The organism is Kitasatospora sp. NPDC057940, from assembly GCF_042887425.1.
In the GTDB taxonomy this organism is placed as follows: domain Bacteria; phylum Actinomycetota; class Actinomycetes; order Streptomycetales; family Streptomycetaceae; genus Kitasatospora.
This window is the reverse complement of record NZ_JBHVPH010000029.1, coordinates 34,958-53,228: the sequence shown is the minus strand read 5'-3', so window position 1 is coordinate 53,228 and position 18,271 is coordinate 34,958. Positions and strand designations below refer to the sequence as shown.

20 protein-coding genes are annotated in these 18,271 nt (G+C 74.1%); 19 read left to right on the top strand and 1 reads right to left on the bottom strand.

The window, feature by feature from the left end:
• Positions 1-122: 122 nt before the first annotated feature.
• From ACFVTF_RS31755 to ACFVTF_RS31675, 17 genes are all read left to right on the top strand, one after another.
• Positions 123-1,109 (top strand): FKBP-type peptidyl-prolyl cis-trans isomerase, encoded by a 987-nt coding sequence (locus ACFVTF_RS31755; RefSeq protein ID WP_371516309.1) that lies wholly within the window; start codon positions 123-125, stop codon positions 1,107-1,109.
• Positions 1,110-1,355: 246 nt separating this feature from the next.
• Positions 1,356-2,669 (top strand): FKBP-type peptidyl-prolyl cis-trans isomerase, encoded by a 1,314-nt coding sequence (locus tag ACFVTF_RS31750; protein ID WP_387817667.1) that lies wholly within the window; start codon positions 1,356-1,358, stop codon positions 2,667-2,669.
• Positions 2,670-2,831: 162 nt separating this feature from the next.
• Entirely contained in the window at positions 2,832-3,215 is a 384-nt protein-coding gene (locus ACFVTF_RS31745) for an FKBP-type peptidyl-prolyl cis-trans isomerase (protein WP_350877985.1), read from the top strand.
• Between the two features lie 173 nt (positions 3,216-3,388).
• On the top strand, positions 3,389-4,381 hold the full coding sequence (locus ACFVTF_RS31740; RefSeq protein ID WP_371516306.1) for a helix-turn-helix transcriptional regulator: 993 nt from the start codon (positions 3,389-3,391) through the stop codon (positions 4,379-4,381).
• A 26-nt stretch (positions 4,382-4,407) separates the two neighbouring features.
• Entirely contained in the window at positions 4,408-5,355 is a 948-nt protein-coding gene (locus ACFVTF_RS31735; protein WP_350878052.1) for a WYL domain-containing protein, read from the top strand.
• Positions 5,356-5,358: 3 nt separating this feature from the next.
• Positions 5,359-5,589 (top strand): hypothetical protein, encoded by a 231-nt coding sequence (locus ACFVTF_RS31730; protein WP_371516305.1) that lies wholly within the window; start codon positions 5,359-5,361, stop codon positions 5,587-5,589.
• A gap of 54 nt (positions 5,590-5,643) precedes the next feature.
• Positions 5,644-5,820: a hypothetical protein gene (locus ACFVTF_RS31725; protein WP_159398379.1), complete on the top strand. Its 177-nt coding sequence runs from the start codon at positions 5,644-5,646 to the stop codon at positions 5,818-5,820.
• Between the two features lie 340 nt (positions 5,821-6,160).
• Complete coding sequence (gene tatA, locus ACFVTF_RS31720; RefSeq protein WP_371516304.1) at positions 6,161-6,478, top strand: Sec-independent protein translocase subunit TatA; 318 nt, start codon at positions 6,161-6,163, stop codon at positions 6,476-6,478.
• A 127-nt stretch (positions 6,479-6,605) separates the two neighbouring features.
• On the top strand, positions 6,606-7,496 hold the full coding sequence (gene tatC / locus ACFVTF_RS31715; protein WP_387817690.1) for a twin-arginine translocase subunit TatC: 891 nt from the start codon (positions 6,606-6,608) through the stop codon (positions 7,494-7,496).
• 132 nt (positions 7,497-7,628) lie between these two features.
• On the top strand, positions 7,629-8,798 hold the full coding sequence (locus ACFVTF_RS31710) for an NAD(P)/FAD-dependent oxidoreductase (protein ID WP_387817666.1): 1,170 nt from the start codon (positions 7,629-7,631) through the stop codon (positions 8,796-8,798).
• Between the two features lie 115 nt (positions 8,799-8,913).
• A complete protein-coding gene (locus tag ACFVTF_RS31705) occupies positions 8,914-9,228 on the top strand; it encodes a (2Fe-2S)-binding protein (RefSeq protein WP_063346903.1) in 315 nt (104 codons plus the stop codon).
• Positions 9,209-10,681, top strand: coding sequence for an NAD(P)/FAD-dependent oxidoreductase (locus tag ACFVTF_RS31700; protein WP_387817665.1), 1,473 nt, complete (start codon positions 9,209-9,211; stop codon positions 10,679-10,681). Before ACFVTF_RS31705 ends, ACFVTF_RS31700 begins: the two co-directional genes overlap by 20 nt.
• Positions 10,682-10,738: 57 nt before the next feature.
• Positions 10,739-11,674, top strand: coding sequence for a dihydrodipicolinate synthase family protein (locus ACFVTF_RS31695; protein ID WP_387817664.1), 936 nt, complete (start codon positions 10,739-10,741; stop codon positions 11,672-11,674).
• Between the two features lie 113 nt (positions 11,675-11,787).
• Positions 11,788-12,792 (top strand): proline racemase family protein, encoded by a 1,005-nt coding sequence (locus ACFVTF_RS31690; protein ID WP_371516300.1) that lies wholly within the window; start codon positions 11,788-11,790, stop codon positions 12,790-12,792.
• A gap of 85 nt (positions 12,793-12,877) precedes the next feature.
• Positions 12,878-14,248, top strand: coding sequence for an aldehyde dehydrogenase family protein (locus ACFVTF_RS31685; RefSeq protein ID WP_387817689.1), 1,371 nt, complete (start codon positions 12,878-12,880; stop codon positions 14,246-14,248).
• Entirely contained in the window at positions 14,248-15,276 is a 1,029-nt protein-coding gene (locus ACFVTF_RS31680; RefSeq protein ID WP_371516299.1) for a proline racemase family protein, read from the top strand. Before ACFVTF_RS31685 ends, ACFVTF_RS31680 begins: the two co-directional genes overlap by 1 nt.
• Before the next feature lie 92 nt (positions 15,277-15,368).
• Complete coding sequence (locus ACFVTF_RS31675; protein WP_387817663.1) at positions 15,369-16,298, top strand: ornithine cyclodeaminase family protein; 930 nt, start codon at positions 15,369-15,371, stop codon at positions 16,296-16,298.
• Between the two features lie 3 nt (positions 16,299-16,301).
• Here ACFVTF_RS31675 and ACFVTF_RS31670 read toward each other — a convergent pair whose 3' ends face one another.
• Positions 16,302-16,643, bottom strand: a complete 342-nt coding sequence (locus tag ACFVTF_RS31670; protein ID WP_387817662.1) for a hypothetical protein — start codon at positions 16,641-16,643, stop codon at positions 16,302-16,304.
• Between the two features lie 283 nt (positions 16,644-16,926).
• Here ACFVTF_RS31670 and ACFVTF_RS31665 point away from each other — a divergent pair, with 283 nt between their 5' ends.
• On the top strand, positions 16,927-17,637 hold the full coding sequence (locus ACFVTF_RS31665; RefSeq protein ID WP_063346897.1) for a GntR family transcriptional regulator: 711 nt from the start codon (positions 16,927-16,929) through the stop codon (positions 17,635-17,637).
• 88 nt (positions 17,638-17,725) lie between these two features.
• Positions 17,726-18,271, top strand: a complete 546-nt coding sequence (locus ACFVTF_RS31660; protein WP_387817660.1) for a Uma2 family endonuclease — start codon at positions 17,726-17,728, stop codon at positions 18,269-18,271.

Genomic DNA, 18,271 nt, shown 5'->3' with positions numbered 1-18,271 from the left:
CCCAGATCTGTGATCAAGGCGGTGTCCGGCCCCGGTGGTGTCTACCGGGGCCGGACACCGTCCGGGCATACGCTGTCCGTCGAAGTCAGGAGAGCCGACCTCGATCGACAGTTAGGACCACCGTGCGCCGCACCGCCGGTTTGCTACTCACCCTGCCCCTGCTGCTGGCGGTCGCCTGCAGCAGTTCGCCCAAGGCGGCCGGCCCGGCGACTCCGTCCGCGGCGAGCGCGCCTCCGACGGTGCCCGCGCCGGTCGGCGAGGCGTCGCCGATGCCCACGCTCTCGGGGGGCGGTTTCGGCAGCAAGGCCACCATCACCCTCCCGGAGGGCCAGCCCGGCGGCCAGTTCGTGGTGAACACCGTCACCGAGGGCGAGCGGTCGACGGTCAACAAGGGCGACTGGGTGACGGTCAACTACACCGCGAAGGACTGGACCACCGGCAAGGACCTGCCCAGCTCGTACGACCCGAACGGGAAGCCTCAGCTCTACCAGGCCGGCAGCGGGCAGCTCGTGCCTGCGCTGGACCAGAGCGTGATCGGCAAGAAGGTCGGCAGCCGGCTGCTGGTGGTCGCCCCGCCGGCGGCGGCCTTCGGCGAGCAGGGCAGCACCCAGCTCGGCGTCAGCAAGGGCGACACCGTGGTGTTCGTCCTGGACATCATGGAGAGCCTGCCGCAGGACTCCACGCTGACCGGCGCCATGACCCCGCCGCCGGCGACGATGCCGCAGGTCAAGGACAACGGCAAGGCCCCGGTGACGATCACCGTGCCGGCCGGGCAGGCCGCGCCCACCGACCTGGAGCAGGCGGTGCTGATCAAGGGCGAGGGCAAGCAGGTCAAGAGCGGGCAAACCCTGGTGGTGCAGTACACCGGGGTGCTCTGGAACAACGGCCAGCAGTTCGACGCATCCTGGACGCACGGGGGCGCGCAGGCGGTGCAGATCGGCACCGGCAGCGTGATCGAGGGCTGGGACAAGGCGCTGGTCGGCCAGACCGTCGGCAGCCGGATCCTGCTCGTGGTGCCGCCCGCGCTCGGCTACAAGGACCAGGCGCAGGGCTCGGTGCCGGCCAACTCGACGCTGGTCTTCGTGATCGACGTCCTGGAAGCCGTTTAGGGAAGCGGCTTAGGGAAGCGGTTTAGGGCGGACACGCTCTAGGAAGTCCCCCCTGGGATTCCGTACGCTTGGGCGGACGCTCGTACAACGAAGCGTCCGCCCTCATCCTGAGCTGTCATACTGCCCTCGCACTGTGGCAGGCGCCGCCCGGCGTCGAGGTCCGGGGCGGACGGTGCGACGGCAGACCGGCAGTCAGCACGCCGGTCGCAGACCTGGAAGACCTCGTGGCGAGATGGATGGGGAGTCATGACTGAGAAGACGCCGAGCCCGGGCGGGGCCGGCACCGCGGCGAACGACAGCTCTGCGGGTGACCCGGCCGCCTCGCGTCCCGGCGGCCCGCTCCCGGGGGACGGCGAGTCGATCGTCGTCCCGCCGTCGATCCTGAAGCAGCAGGCCGGCTGGGCGCAGCCCGGCGAGCAGCCGCGGGCCTCGGGCGGGACCAAGACGGACGACACCCCGCAGATCTTCGCCTCCACCGTGCGTCGGGGCGACACCTCGGAGGCCGGGTACGACGAGAACCCGCCCGGGGTGGGCCGGCTGGGCGTGATCCTCGGCACGGTGCTGGCCGTGCTGCTGGCCGGCAGCGCCGTGACGCTGTACCTGGTGAACAAGGACGGCAAGTCGGACACCGCCGCCAAGCCGGCGGACGCAGCCAAGAGCGCGCCGCCCACGCCGACCGCCGACCCGGTGCCGCCGATCAAGGACAGCGCCAAGGTGCTGCCCACCGTCACCGGTGACTTCGGCAAGAAGGCCGAGATCCAGGTGCCGGGCGAGGCCTCCGACGGCTCCTTCGTGGTGAAGGTGCTGACCGAGGGCACCGGCCCCAAGGTGGACAAGAACTCCTGGACCTCGGTGGACTACACCGCCAAGGACTGGACCACCGGCAAGGACATCCCGAGCTCGTACGACAACAACGGCAAGCCGCAGATCTTCCAGGCCGGCACCGACGCGCTGATCCCGGCGCTGGACCAGGCCGTGGTCGGGAAGAAGGCCGGCAGCCGGGTCCTCGTGGTGGCCCCGCCGGCCGCCGCGTTCGGCTCCCAGGGCAAGGCCGACATGTCGATCGGGGCGAAGGACGACCTGATCTTCGTGATCGACATCCGCAACGCCAACGCGCCCGACTCCATGGTGAGCGGCACCGTCACGCCGCCGCCCGCGGACTTCCCGCAGGTCAAGGACAACGGCAAGAAGCCGGCCGAGATCACCCCGGTGGCCGGCGCGAAGGACCCGACCGAGCTGAAGTCGCACGTCCTGATCAAGGGCACCGGGCCGGCGGTGGAGAAGGGCGAGAAGGTCGTCGTCCAGTACACCGGCGCGCTGTTCAAGGACGGCAAGATGTTCGACTCATCGCTCAGCAAGGGCCAGGCGTTCTCCTTCCCGGTCGGCGGTGGCCAGGTCATCCAGGGCTGGGACCAGGGGCTGGTGGGCCAGACCGTCGGCAGCCGGGTGGAGCTGGTGATCCCGGCCGCGCTGGCGTACGGCGACAAGGGCCAGGGCGACATCCCGCCCGGCGCACCGCTGGTCTTCGTGGTGGACATCCTGGACGCCGGTCAGGGCTGATCCACTTTCGGGTGACAATGGTGTGCGTGTGACCTTCAGGTCCGGCCGCGTGGCCGGACCACCCCGGGCGGTGGGCGCCCGTACCGTGGTCCGGGAACGGACCGGGGTGCGGGCGCCCGCCGCTTGGTCGTGACTGCAATGCGAAACGTGAGAAGAGGGACTGTGAGCGTCAACCTCAACGAGAAGCCCGAGATCGACTTCCCGATCGGCGACGCCCCGGCGGACCTGCAGATCCGCGACATCGTCGTCGGTGACGGCGAGGAGGCCAAGTCGGGCCAGGTCGTCAAGGTCCGCTACGTCGGCGTGACCTTCGAGACCGGTGAGGAGTTCGACTCCAGCTGGAACCGGGGCACCGCCCCGTTCTCGTTCCCGCTGGGCGCCGGCCGCGTCATCAAGGGCTGGGACCGCGGTGTCGCCGGGATGAAGGTCGGCGGCCGCCGCGAGCTGACCATCCCGTCGCACCTGGCCTACGGCAACCAGTCGCCGACCCCGCTCATCCCGGCGGGCTCGACCCTGATCTTCGTGGTCGACCTGATCGGCGTCTGAGTCGTTCCAGAGCGTGGGCCGAACCCCGACCGGGGTTCGGCCCACGGTCGTCTCCGGAGGCGGCTTTTGCACTGCGTACCGCTACCGGTACGGTCGGTCCCGCCGGGTGACGACCGCCCGGCGGGCGCACCCCGCGCACCCCGCGCACGCGCGGCACACCGGAAGGGTCAGCGATGGCGATCGCCAAGGCAGAGCGGCTGATGAATCTCGCCCTGTGCCTGATGAACACCAGACGTCCGCTCTCCAAGAAGGAGCTGCGGGAATCCATCGAGGCGTACCGCGAGGCCTGGCAGAACAGCAGCGAGGACGCCTTCAACCGGATGTTCGAGCGGGACAAGGACGACCTGCGCGAACTCGGCCTGGTGATCGACGTCGACGAGAGCGCCCTGGACGGCGAGCTCGGCTACCTGGCCCGCGCCGACCGCAACCGGCTGCCCGAGATCGCGCTGGACGCCGAGGAGGCGGCCGCGCTGACCCTGGCCGCCCGGGTCTGGCAGCAGGCCAAGATGTCCGGCGCGGCCAGCGGCGCGCTGCAGAAGCTGCGCGCCGCCGGGGTGCCGTTCGCCGAGCCCGAGGGCCGGACCGCCCTGGAGCCGCGCATCCCCGCCCGGGAGGCCGCGTTCGAGCCGCTGCTCACCGCCGCCCGGGACCGCCGCCCGGTCGGCTTCGAGTACCGCAAGGCCGGCGCCGCCGCCGGCGAGCTGCGCACCGTCGAGCCGTGGGCGCTGGAGTGCTGGCGCGGGCACTGGTACCTGGCCGGGTGGGACCGCGACCGCGGTGACGCCCGGGTGTTCCGGCTCAGCCGGATCACCGGCAAGGTCCGGGCCAGGACCGGCGCCTTCCTCGGCACCGTGCCCGAGCACGTCGACGTCCGCGCGACCGTCGCCAAGTTCGCGGGTGAGGGCGCCACCGCCACCGCGACCGTCCGGGTCCGCCGGGGAGCGGGCTTCCCGCTGCGCACCAAGGCGCTGAGCAGCGCGCGGGTGGACGACGGCTGGGACGAGCTGGAGATCCCGTACGGCAACGGGCTGGGCGCCGACCTCGCCGAGTTCGGGCCGGACGTGCTGGTGCTCGGGCCCGAGGAGCTGCGGGCCGACGTGATCGACCGGCTGCGGGCCGTGGCCGGGCTGGACGTGGTGAACGGAAGCGGAGAGGTTCAGGCGTGAGCAACGCGATCGACCAGACGCGGCGGATGCTGTCGCTGGTCACCTACCTGCGCGAGCGGCCCGGCGCCGAGGTCGCCGAGGTGGCCCGCGCGTTCGGGATCTCCGAGCGCGAGCTGATCGGGGACCTCAACGTGCTGCCGATGTGCGGCACCAGCTTCCGCGGCGGCGACCTGCTCGACATCGACACCGACGGCGAGCGGATCTGGTGGCACAACGTCGACGACGTGGCCCAGCCGCTGCGCCTCGCCGCCGACGAGGCCACCGCGCTGCTGGTCGCCGCCCGTGCGGTGGCCGGGTTGCCCGGCCTGCGGGCCGGCGACCGGGAGGCGCTCACCCGGGCCGTCGTCAAGATCGAGAACGCGGCGGGCGAGAGCGCCGCCGGCAGCGCCCGGGTCGGCGTGACCTTCGAGGCGGAGGGCCACGTGTTCGCCGACATCGACCGCGCGCTCAGCGAGGGGCGCCGGCTGTGGCTGCGCTACTACTCGCACGGGCGCGGCGGGATGACCGAGCGCGAGGTCGACCCGATCCGGCTGCTCACCGAGGGCCACACCTACCTCGAGGCCTGGTGCCGCACCTCCGAGGACCACCGGATGTTCCGGCTGGACCGGGTCGCCGAGATCCGGGTGCTGGACGTCCCCGCCGACCCGCCGCGGCGCGAGCCGCGCGACCTGAGCGGCGGGCTGGTCAACCCGTCCGCGGACGACCCCGAGGTGGTCGTCGAGGTCTCCTCCGGCGGGCGCTGGGTGGCCGAGTACTACACCCACGACCGGGCCGAGGAACTGCCCGACGGCGGGCTGCGGATCACCCTGCGCAGCGCCGACCCCTCCCAGCTGCGCCCGCTGGCGCTGCGGCTGGGCCGGGACGGCCGGATCGTCTCGCCGCCCGGGCTGGCCGGGCAGGCCCGCGCGGCCGCCCTGGAGGCGCTGGCCGCGTACGGGGAGCAGACCGTCGCCGACGGGGAGGGGCGGGTCTGATCGGTGGAGCCCGGGACCAGATTCAAGGTGTACTGCTCCGAGTGCCGGGAGAAGGTCGAGCTCCCGGCGGAGGAGTTCCGGCTGACCCTCGGTCGCACCCCGGCCCAGGCGCACTACAGCTTCGGCTGCCCGCTCTGCGGGGCGGCGGTGCGCAAGCCGGCCGGGGAGAAGATCGTCGCGGCGCTCATGGGGGCCGGGGTGCGCACCATGCGGCTCGTACCGGCCGAGGGGTAGCGGGCGCTCTCCTGCGGACCGGGCCGGGGGGCCGGGCCCGATAGGGTGGGGCGCATGTCCTGGATGCTCGTCGCCGCCGTCCTGCTCGCCACCGCGGGCCTGCTGGTCCTCGGGGTGCTCGCGATCCGGCTCTGGCTGGACGTGCGGGCGCTGGCCAAGGGCGTGGACGCGGCCTCGCGGGCGCTGGCCGAGGCGGCGGGGGAGCTGGCGGAGGCCGTACCGGGCCGGTAGGCCGTCCGGCGGCGCCCTTCCGGTGCTGCCCGCCGGGGAGGCCGTCCGGAAGTGCCGGTCCGGAAGTGCCGGTCCGGAAGTGCCGGTCCGGTGGTGCCGGTCCGGTGGTGCCCGTTCGGTAGTGCCCGTTCGGTAGCACAGGAGGGCCGTCGGTGGTACGGGGGCTGCTGCGGGGAGGCCGGGGCGGGTTACGCTCTCAGATGGCTCCTGCAGATGGCTCCTGAACTGCGCACCGGGGCCGCTGTCCTGTTCGGGCGGCCGTCGTCGTGGCGTCATCCGCAGCGGTTACCATCCGCGGCGGGGGGCCCGACGGGTCGCCATGAGTGAAGGTGGTCGCGCAATGCGCATCTCGATGACCGCGATCGTGGTGGTCGTGATTTTCGCCGTCCTGCTGTTCGGCGCCAAGCGGCTGCCCGACCTGGCTCGCTCGCTCGGGCAGTCGATGCGGATCCTGAAGAGCGAGGCCAAGGCCATGCGCTCGGACGGCGCCGAGGAGGATTCCGCCGCGACGCCGCCCCCGGCGCCCCGGGTCGACGGCGGTTCGGCGACGACCGCGGCCAGGACCATCCAGGCGGCTCCGGGCGCCTCGGGCACCGCCCGCCCGGTGGCCGAGCCCGCCGCCGGGCCGTCCGCGGCCGACGGCGACCGCCCGCACTGAGCGCGGCGCACGTGACGAACGCGACCACGGAGGCCCGTCGACCGGCGGGCCTCGACGCACGAGTTGAGGACCGGGGTTGAGCAAGCTCTCCAAGGCGTCGAAGGCGTCCAAGGATCCTGAGGGGCGGATGGCCCTCACCGACCACCTGAGGGAACTGCGCAACCGCGTGGTCAAGTCGGTCCTGGCGATCGTGGTGATCACCATCGTGGCGGCGATCTACCACAGGCAGATCGAGAACTTCCTGCTGGAGCCGCTGCCGCGCTGCACACCGGAGACCGCCGACCAGTTCAAGGGCAAGTGCGCCCAGGTCTCCAACATCGGTCTGACCGCCGGTTTCACCTGGATGCTCAAGGTGTCGCTGACGGCCGGTGTGGTCGCGACCGTGCCGATCTGGCTCTACCAGGTCTGGGCCTTCGTGGCACCCGGTCTGCACCGGCACGAGAAGAAGTACGCCGTCATCTTCATGCTGTGCGGGGCGCCGCTCTTCCTGGCCGGTGTGGGCTGCGCCATCCTCGTGCTGCCGACCACCGTCGACGTGCTGATCTCGTTCACCCCGGACAAGACCACGCCGATCCTGCCGCCCGAGGACTACCTCGACATCGCCACCCGGATGGTGCTGGTCTTCGGCCTGGCCTTCGAGTTCCCGCTGCTGCTGGTCATGATGAACATGGTCGGCATGGTCAGCGGCAAGCGGCTGCTCGGCTGGTGGCGCGGCATGGTCATGGGCATCACGGTCTTCGCCGCCTTCGCCACCCCGAGCGCCGATCCGGTGAGCATGCTCACGCTGGCCGCGCCGATCTGGGCGTTCTACTTCCTCGCGGTGGGCATCGCGATCTACAACGACAAGCGCAAGGAGCGCCGCAACCCCGACGCCGGACTGAGCGACGAGGAGGCCTCGGAGCTGGACCTCTCGGTGCAGCCGGTGGCCGGTACGGAGATGGTCGAGGCCTCGGCCGCGCCGACGGCGGGCGCCCCGGTGCCGGCCGCCCGTCACGAGCAGATCGACGACATCACCTGAGCCGGTAGCGCACCCTGAGGCCCCGGCCCGCCGCCCGACGCGGTGGGCCGGGGCCTTTGTGCTGCTCCGGCCCGGTTTCGGGATTCGGCGGGTGGTCTTGGCAGGGTGGATGGCATGTGACATATTACTGACGTGCTCAAGACCCAGAGACCTCCCCTGGATGTCGTCGTGGTCGGCGCCGGCGTGGTCGGCGCCGCCTGCGCCTACTACGCGGCCCGCGCCGGGCTCGCCGTCGCCGTCGTCGACCGCGGGCCGGTGGCCGGCGGCACCACCGGTGCCGGCGAGGGCAACCTGCTGGTCTCCGACAAGGAGCCCGGGCCCGAACTCGACCTCGCCCTGCTCAGCACCCGGCTCTGGCGCGACCTCGCCGAACACCTCGGCGCGGCCGTCGAGTACGAGCCCAAGGGCGGCGTGGTGATCGCCTCCACCCCGGCCGGGCAGGACGCCCTGCGGGCCTTCGCCGTCGGCCAGGCCGCCGCCGGCGTCACCGCCGAGGAGATCCCCGCCGAGCGGCTGCACGAGCTGGAGCCGCACCTCGCCCCCGGCCTCGCCGGCGGCTTCCACTACCCGCAGGACGCCCAGGTCCAGCCCGCCCTCGCCGCCGCCCACCTGCTGCGCGAGGCCCGCCGGATGGGCGCCGAGCTGATCACCGGGGAGACGGTGACCGCCGTGCACCGGGGGCCGGACGGCGCCGTGCGCGGGGTGCGGACCGACCGCCGCCGACTCGACGCCCCCGCCGTCGTCAACGCGACCGGCACCTGGGGCGGCGAACTGGCCGGGCTGGCCGGGGTGCACCTGCCGGTGATGCCCCGCCGCGGCTTCGTCCTGGTCACCGAGCCGCTGCCGCGGATCGTCCGGCACAAGGTCTACGCCGCCGACTACGTCGCCGATGTCGCCAGCGGCTCGGCCGGGCTGCAGACCTCCGCCGTGGTCGAGGGCACCCCCGGCGGGCCCGTGCTGATCGGCGCCAGCCGCGAACGGGTCGGCTTCGACCGCACCCTCTCCCAGGAGGTGCTGCGGCGGCTCGCCGCCCAGGCCGCGGCGCTCTTCCCGGTGCTCGCGGACGTCACCGTGATGCGCACCTACCGGGGCTTCCGCCCGTACCTGCCGGACCACCTGCCGGCCATCGGCGAGGACCCCAGGGCACCCGGGCTCTACCACGCCTGCGGGCACGAGGGCGCCGGCATCGGGCTGGCCCCGGCGACCGGCCTGCTGATCAGCGAGCAACTGACCGGCAAGCAGCCGGAACTGGACCTCGCGCCGTTCCGGCCGGACCGCTTCGCGGCGGACGCCGGGGCCTGAGCCCGGGTTCCTCGACCGCCGTCTGCCTGCCTGCTGACCACGCTCGTTCGTCGACCGCCCCCGCCGTGTCGACCGCCCTCGTTCGTCGACCAACCCCGGAACGGAGAAGCCGCCGATGCGCCGCACCCCCGCCGACCTGGTCCGGGCCGAACCCGGCCCCGCCCACCACATCGAGTTCGACGGCCGACCCGTCCCGGCCCTGCCCGGACAGTCGATCGCCGCCGCGCTCTGGGCCGACGGCGTGCTCGCCTGGCGCACCACCCGGGTCGGCGGCCGGCCGCGCGGGGTGTTCTGCGGCATCGGCGCCTGCTTCGACTGCCTGGCCACCGTCGACGGCCGCCCCAACCAGCGCACCTGCCTGCTCCCCGCCGAACCCGGCACCACCGTCACCACCCAGGAGGGCAACGGCCGTGCCGACCTCGCCGTCTGACCGGACCGCCGCCGAAGCGGCCCGACGCCCCGACCTCGCGGTGATCGGCGCCGGCCCGGCCGGGCTCGCGGCCGCCGTGACCGCCGCCGACCTCGGGCTGCGCTGCGTCCTGCTGGACGCCGGCCGCAGCACCGGTGGGCAGTACTACCGGCACCCCGCGCCCGGCCTCGGCGCCGCCCGCCCGGACCGGCTCCACCACGGCTGGTCCGTCTACACCGGACTGGCCGACCGGCTCGCCGCGCACGAGCGGGCCGGGCGGGTCCGCTTCCTCGGCGGCCACCAGGTGTGGGCGCTGGAGCGGACCGGCGACGGCTTCGCCGTGCACGTCACGCGCGGACCGGAGGCCACCGGCCGGGCCACCGTCCCGGCCGCGTCCGTGCTGCTCGCCACCGGCGCGTACGAGCGCCAGCTGCCCTTCCCCGGCTGGACGCTGCCCGGGGTGGTCACCGCGGGCGGCGCACAGGCGATGCTCAAGGCCGGGCTGGTGCTGCCCGGGCGGCGGATCGTGGTGGCCGGCAGCGGGCCGCTGCTGCTCGCGGCGGCGTCCTCGCTGGTCACCGCCGGGGCCGAGGTGCCCGCGGTCGTCGAGGCCACCGACTACCTCGGCTACGCCCGGCGCCCCGGCGCCCTGGCGGCCGTCCCCGCCAAGCTCGTCGAGGGCGCCGGGCACGGGAGCACGCTGCTGCGGCACGGCGTGCGGCTGCGCCCGCGCAGCGCCGTCGTCGAGGCGCACGGGACCGAGCGGGTCACCGCCGTCACGGTGGCCCGGCTGGACGCCGACTGGCGGCCGGTGCCCGGCACCGAACGCCGGATCGCCTGCGACGCCGTCGCCGTGGGCCACGGGCTGCTGCCGCAGATCGACCTGGCCACCGAACTGGGCGCGGCCACCAGGACCGCCCCGGACGGCGCGGTCGGGCTCCAGGTCGACGCCCGGCTGCGCACCACCGTGCCCGGCCTCTGGTCGGCGGGGGAGACCAACGGCGTCGGCGGCGCGGACCTCGCGATCGTGGAGGGCGAACTGGCCGCGCACGCCGTGGCCGACCGGGCGCCGAAGCCGGTACTGCTGCGTCGCCGGGCCCGGCTGCGGAACTTCGCCGACCTGATGGCCGCGGCCCACCGGCCCGGCCCCGGCTGGACCGGCTGGCTGCGCCCGGACACCGACGTCTGCCGGTGCGAGGAGGTGCCGGTCTCGGCGATCCGGGAGGCCGTGGACGAGCTGGGCGCGGGCGATCCGCGCACCGTCAAGCTGCTCACCCGGGCCGGGATGGGCTGGTGCCAGGGCCGGATGTGCGGTCCGGCCGTGGCCTGCCTGGCCGGCTCGGGTGAGCCGGGGCCGGACCGGCGGCCGCTGGCCTGCCCGGTGCCGCTGTCGCAGCTGGCGGCCGGGCCGTCCGGGCCGTCCGGCGACGCCCGCGAGGCCGACAAGGCCGACAAGGCCGGCGACTCGGCCTGAGGTCCGTCGAACACGCGGGCCGGGGACTCTTGTCTCCGGCCCATCTCCTCTAATAAAATGTCACACCTCACCAAGGAGCTCACCGTGTCCAACACCCCACACGACACCACCCGGCCCTGGCGCGGCATCATGGTCGCCACCACGATCCCGCTGCGCCCGGACCTCTCCGTCGACTACGACGCGTACGCCGAGCACGTCCGCTGGCTGATCGAGTCCGGCTGTGACGGCGTCGTCCCCAACGGCTCGCTGGGCGAGTACCAGACACTCACCGCCGAGGAGCGCGCCCGCGTCGTCGAGGTGGCCGTCGAGGCGGCCGGCGACGGCTCCCGGGTGATGCCCGGCGTGGCCGCCTACGGCAGCGCCGAGTCCCGCCGCTGGGCCGAGCAGGCCGCCGAGGCCGGCGCCGGCTCCGTGCTGCTGCTGCCGCCGAACGCCTTCCGGGCCGACCACGCGTCCGTCCGGGCGCACTACGCCGAGGTGGCCAAGGCCGGACTGCCCGTCGTCGCGTACAACAACCCGATCGACACCAAGGTCGACCTCGTCCCCGCGCTGCTCGCCCAACTGCACGGCGAGGGCTCGATCGTCGCGGTCAAGGAGTTCAGCGGCGACGTCCGCCGGGCCTACGAGATCGCCGAACTGGCCCCCGGGCTGGACCTGCTGATCGGCGCCGACGACGTGCTGCTGGAGCTGGCGCTGGCCGGCGCGGTCGGCTGGATCGCCGGCTACCCCAACGCCCTGCCGGAGGCCAGCGTCGCGCTGTACCGGGCCGCCGTGGCGCACGAGCTGGACACCGCGCTGCCGCTGTACAAGTCGCTGCACTCGCTGCTGCGCTGGGACTCCAAGACCGAGTTCGTCCAGGCCATCAAGCTGTCCATGGACATCGCCGGGCGCACCGGCGGCCCGGTCCGCCCGCCGCGCCAGCCGCTGACCCCGGACATCGAGGCGGCCGTCCGCGCGGCCACCGAGAAGGCGCTGGCCGAGGGCCTGGCATAACCGGGAGACCTCGCCAGGCCGGCTGAGGGGGCAGCCGGCCCGGCCCCCACCCACCCGATCCCGCGTACGGTCACCACCTCCGTACGCCCACTCCGACGGGAGTCGTCAGAGCCATGCGCAGCCGTCACGTGTTCCACGCCGTCGACTCGCACACCGAGGGCATGCCGACCCGGGTCATCACCGGCGGCTTCGGCGTCATCCCCGGCGCCACCATGGCCGAGCGCCGGGTGCACTTCCAGCAGCACCTGGACCACTTCCGCACCCTGCTGATGTACGAGCCGCGCGGCCACGCCGCGATGAGCGGCGCCATCCTCCAGCCGCCGACCCGGCCGGACGCCGACTTCGGCGTGCTCTACATCGAGGTCTCCGGCCTGCTGCCGATGTGCGGCCACGGCACCATCGGCGTCGCCACCGTGCTGGTCGAGACCGGCATGGTGCCGGTGGTCGAGCCGGTCACCACGGTGCGGCTGGACACGCCCGCCGGGCTGGTGATCGCCGAGGTGCGGGTCGAGGACGGCGCCGCCACCGCCGTCACCATCCGCAACGTGCCGTCCTACTCGGCCGCGCTGGACGCCAAGATCGAGGTGCCCGGGTACGGCACGATCGGCTACGACCTGGCGTACGGCGGCAACTTCTACGCCGTCCTGCCGCTCGCCGAGTTCGGGCTGCCCTTCGAGCGCGAGCGCAAGCAGGACATCCTGGAGGCCGGGCTGGCCCTGATGGCCGCGATCAACGCGAGCCCCGACCGCCCGGTGCACCCGGAGGACCCGTCCATCCACAGCTGCCACCACGTCCAGCTGCTCGCCCCCGGCTCCACCGCCGAGCACTCCCGGCACGCGATGGCCATCCACCCCGGCTGGTTCGACCGCTCGCCCTGCGGCACCGGCACCTCGGCCCGGATGGCGCAGCTGCACGCGCGCGGCGAACTGCCGCTGGGGCGCGACTTCCGCAACGACTCCTTCATCGGGACGACCTTCATCGGGCGCCTGGTCGAGGAGACCGAGGTGGCCGGGCGGCCCGCCGTGGTGCCCACCGTCACCGGGCGGGCCTGGGTCACCGGCACCGCCCAGTACTTCCTCGACCCGCGTGACCCGTTCCCGGCCGGGTTCCTGTTGTAGAGCTGTCTGAGGCTGTTTGAAAGAGGAGCCGGCCCCTGGGGGAGGGGCCCGCTCCGACGTCCGCTGAACCACCTTCGAAGGGCTGCTGGTCGTGACCATCACCTCGTACAACCCCGCCGACCCCGCGGACCTCGTCGTCGCCGTCGAGGAACCCGGCGCCGAAGCCGTCCGGGCCGCCGTCGCCCGGGCCAGGGCCGCCCAGCCCGGCTGGCTCGCGGCCGGCGCGGGCGCCCGGTCCGCGGCGCTCGGCCGGCTCGCCGAAGCGGTCGAGGCGCACGCGGACGAACTGGCCGGGCTGATCGTGCGCGAGGTCGGCAAGCCGCTCGCCGAGGCACGCGGCGAGGTCGCCCGCACCGCGGCGATCTGGCGCTACTACGCGCAGGCGCCGTTCGCGCCGTCCGGGGCGGTGCACGAGACCGCCGCCGGGCCCGGGCTGCTGCTCACCCGGCGCCGCCCGTACGGCGTCGCCGGGCTGATCGCACCGTGGAACTTCCCGCTGGCGATCCCCACCTGGAAGGCCGCGCCGGCGCTGGCGGTCGGCAACACCGCGGTGCTCAAGCCGGCGCCCGAGGCGACCGCCTGCGCGCTGCGGCTGGCCGAACTGGCCGCCGGGGCCGGGCTGTCCGAGGACGTGTTCACCGTGCTGCCGGGCGGCGCCGAGGAGGGCGCGGCGCTGGTCGACACGGTCGACGTGGTCTCCTTCACCGGCTCGACCGGCGTCGGCCGGGCCGTGGTGCGGGCCGCCACCGAGCGCGGCGTGCCGGTGCAGGCCGAACTCGGCGGGCTGAACGCCGCGCTGGTGCTGCCGGACGCCGACCTCGGGCAGGCCGCCGCCCACCTCGCCGCCGCCATCGCCGGGTACGCGGGGCAGAAGTGCACCGCCACCAGCCGGGTGATCGCGGTCGGCGCCGCGTACGAGCCGCTGCGCGACGCCCTGGTCAAGGCGCTGGAACTGGTCGACGACACGGTCTGCGGGCCGGTCATCAACGCCGCCGCCCGGGACCGGCTGACGGCCGCCGTCGACTCGGCCGTCGCCGCCGGTGCCACCCTGCTCACCGGCGGCCGGGCACCCGAGCGGGACGGCTGGTACCTCGAACCGGCGCTGCTCACCGACGTGCCGGCCGAACACCCGCTGGCCCGGGAGGAGTTCTTCGGCCCGATCGCGCTGCTGCACGCCGCCGCCGACCTCGACGAGGCGATCGCGCTCGCCAACGACACCCCGCACAGCCTCTCCACCTCCGTGCACAGCCGCAGCCTGGACGTGGCGCTCGCCGCCGCCGACCGGCTGGACGCGGGCATGATCCGGGTCAACGCGCCGTCCAGCGGCGTCGACTTCCACCTGCCGTTCGGTGGCGCCAAGGGCGCCGCCCACGGCGAGCGCGAACAGGGCCAGGCGGCGCTGGACTTCTACACCGTCAGCCGCACGGTCAGCCTGCTGCCGGGCGGGGGCGCGTGATGCTCGTCCGCACCGTCGACTACCACGCGGCCGGTGAGCCGTTCCGGATCGTGCTGGACGGAGTGCCCGCGATCCCCGGCGACAGCGTCGCCGAGCGGCGGGCCATCGCGCTCGGCGCCGGCGGCAGCGCGACCGCGCCCCGGCCGAGCGCGCTGGACGACGCCCGGCAGCTGCTCAGCCGCGAACCGCGCGGCCACGCCGGGATGTACGGCGGGTTCCTGGTGCCGCCGGACGACGACGAGGCGCACTTCGGGGTGCTGTTCTGGCACAAGGACGGCTACTCGACGGCCTGCGGGCACGGCACCATCGCGCTCGGCGCCTGGGCGGTGGACTCCGGGCTGGTCGCGGCCCCCGCCGACGGCGTGGCCCGGGTGCGGATCGACGTGCCGTCCGGCCGGGTCACCGCGCTGGTGCACCGGGCCGGCGGGCGGACCACCGGCGTCACCTTCCGCAACGTGCCCACCCGGGTCGCCGCCCTGAAGTTGCCGTTGGCCACTTCACGGGGCACCGTGGAGGTCGCGGTGGCGCACGCGGGCGCCTGCTACGCCTCGGTGCCGGCGGCCGCCCTCGGCCTCGCGGTCGAGACCGCGCAGCTGTCCGAACTCACCGCCGCCGGGCGGGAGATCAGGGAGCTGCTGGCCGGCGCGGAGGCGGTGGCGCACCCGAGCGACCCGCTGCTGTCGGGGGTGTACGGGGTCATCCTGTTCGACGAACTCGTCTCGGAGGACGGTGTGCTGAACCAACGGAACGTCACCGTCTTCGCGGACGGGCAGATCGACCGCTCGCCCTGCGGCTCCGGGACCTCCGCCCGGCTCGCCGTCCTCGCCGCCGAGGGCCGGCTCGCGCCGGGGGAGGAACTGCGGCACGAGTCCGTCATCGGGACGGTCTTCACCGGCCGCGTCCTGCCCGGCGGCGACCCGCTGGACGGCGGCGTCGTCACCGAGGTCACCGGCAGCGCGCACCGTACCGGCGAGCACGCGTTCGTCCTGGAGCCGGACGACGACCTGGGCGCGGGGTTCCTGCTGTGACCGCGCCTGCGAACCCTCCTGTGAACCCGCCGGCGAAGCCTCCTGTGGACCCGCCTGCGAACCCTGCTGCGCCGCTTCCCGCGCCGCCTCTTGTGCCGCCCGGTACGGCGGCTGAGCCGCTCCAGTACGCCGTGCCGGGCGTCGGCGGGGTCGGGCCCGCGGCAGCGGTGGCGGCGCTGGAGCAGGTGCTGCTCGACGGGTTCGACCCGGAGCCCGCACCGGCCCGCTCGGCCGTCCCCGTCCCGGCCGGCGAGCTGCTGATGATGCCGGCCGCCGCCGGCCCGTACGCCGGGGTGAAGATCGCCGGGGTCGCGCCCGCCAACCCCGGCCGGGGGCTGCCCCGGATCACCGGCAGCTACCTGCTGCTCGACGGGCCCACCCTGCAGCCGCTCGCCCTGCTCGACGGCGCCGCGCTCACCACGCTGCGCACACCCGCCGTCACCGCCGTCGCGCTGCGCCGGCTGGCCGCGCCGGACGCCGCACACCTGGTGCTGTTCGGCTCCGGGCCGCAGGCGTACGGGCACCTGGACGCCCTGCTGGCCGTCCGGCCGCTGACCAGGCTCACCGTGGTGGCGCGGGACGCCGGACGGGCCGGGGCCCTCGCCGCGTACGGGCGGGAGCTCGGACTGGCGGCCGGGGTCGGCGGGCCGGAGGCGGTCGCCGAGGCGGACCTGGTGGTCTGCTGCACCACCGCGCGCACGCCGCTGTTCGACGGCGCCCTGGTGCCCGCGCACGCCGCCGTCGCGGCCGTCGGCTCGCACGAGCCGGACGCGCGGGAGGTGGACGAGGTGCTGGTCGGGCGGGCCGAACTGTACGTGGAGGCACGGACGGTGGCGGCGCGCGAGGCCGGCGACCTGATCATGGCGGGCGTGGCCGGCCGGCAGGTGTGGAACCTGGCCGAGCTGGTGCGCGGCGACGCGCTGGTGCCGGATGGGCGGCCGCGGTTCTTCAAGAGCGTCGGCATGGCGTGGGAGGACCTGGCGGTCGCGGCGGAGGTGTACCGGAACACCGGGGCCGGCTGACCTTCAGTCCCCGAGGAAGTGGAGCCAGCTGCCCGGGGTGGCGGCGCAGTGGGCGAGCAGGTTGCGCAGGTCGCGGACGGCCGCCCGCTCTTCCTCGGTGGTGCAGCGGGCGAGCAGGACGGTGGCCTCCTCGAAGGCGGCGCCGGCGTCCTGCTCGTTGAACCGGGTGTCGCCGTACGGGTCGATCCGGCCGAGCCGTCCGGGCCGGTGGTCGGCCGGCCGGGCGTGCGCGGCCAGGGCGGCGGCGAGGGCCGGGCCGTGGTCGACCGAGAGGTGCAGCAGGGTCGGGGCGGACCGGCCGCCCTTGTCCGGCCGGCCGTCGTACAGGGCGATCTCGATTCCCAAGTCCGTTGCTCCTGGCGGGTGTCGGGGGCTGTGAAGCGGGTGTCGGGGGCTGCGAAGCGGGAGTCGGCCCGGCGGGAAGGGATCCCCCGCCGGGCCGGCTCCGTATGGGCGGGCGGGCGACAGGTCGTGCGCCGTCGGTCGTTGTCACGGCCGGCGGCCGCTGCCACCATGGGTTTCGGCCGGGGCCTCGGGTGCTGAGGGACCGTTCGAATCGTGGAATGTTGCGCACTCAACGTAACGTGACATTGTACGCTGGTGTTCTGCACCCACCCGGAGGAACACCATGGCCGACCTCAAACCCCGCACCCTGATCTCCGTACAGGAGCGGCTTCGCGACCAGGTCGCCCACGCGCTCCGGGCGGCCCTGATCTCCGGCGAACTGCGCCCCGGCGTCGTCTACTCCGCACCCGCGCTCGCCGCCGACTTCGGCGTCTCCGCCACCCCCGTCCGCGAGGCCATGCTCGACCTCGCCCGCGAAGGCCTCGTCGAGGCCGTCCGCAACAAGGGCTTCCGGGTCACCGAGCTCACCGAGCGTGACCTCGACGACTACACCGAGATCCGCGCCCTGATCGAGGTCCCCACCGTCGGCCGGGTGACGCGCACGGCGACCAAGGAGCAGCTGGAGCGGCTGCGCCCGCAGGCCGAGGAGATCGTCGCGGCCGCGCGCAAGCACGACCTCATCGGGTACCTGGAGGCCGACCGGCAGTTCCACCTGGACCTGCTGGGGCTGGCCGGCAACGCCCGGCTGGTCGACGTCGTCAGCGACCTGCGGAAGCGCTCGCGGCTGTACGGCCTCAACCGGCTCGACGAGCGCGGCGAGCTGACCTCCTCGGCGGAGGAGCACCTGGAACTGCTCGACCTCATGCTGGCCGGCGACGCCGAGGCGGCCGAGGCCTGCATGACCCGCCACCTCAGCCACGTCCGCTCGCTGTGGGCGGGGCAGGACGAGGCGGCGGAGGAGGCCCGCCCGGCGCTGAAGCTGCGGGCGCGGTAGGGCTAGCCGGGGCTAAACCGCCCGTTCGGGTGAACAGCCTGGCGGCAGCGGACGGGCACGGGCGAAAAGGCGGGAGGATCCGCTCGTGTTGAACAGAGCGCTCGACATGGCGGAAGTCCTCTTCGAACGGTTTCCCGGGCACCGCGTGGAGGTGCTCGGCGGGGAAGTCTCCATCGAGCCCGTTCCAGATGTGGGCCACGCCAGGGTCCTGACCCGCGTGATGCGGGCATGCGTCAGGTCAGGTCTGGACGACGGGGATTTCGAGGTCTTCGAGCGGATTGCGATCCGGCTGCCCACCGGACCGGACGATTTCGCGATGCCGGATCTCTCGATCGTCGATGCGGCGATCCACGATCACCTCGTCACGTACAACTGCTACCACCCGAAGTGCTTTCGGCTTGTCCTGGAGGTGACCTCGGCGGCGTTGAGCAGCGACCTCACCAGGAAGCCCGCTGTCTACGCGAGGGCCGGGGTGCCGGGCTACGTCATCGTCGATCGTGTCGATCGGCGGGTCCTGGTACTGACCGAGCCCGTGAACGGCGCGTACCGGGGACAGGTCGTCCACGGTCCCGGGCAGGTGTTCACACTGCCCGGGACTGCGGTCACGCTCTCGGTGGACGAATTGTTGCCCTGA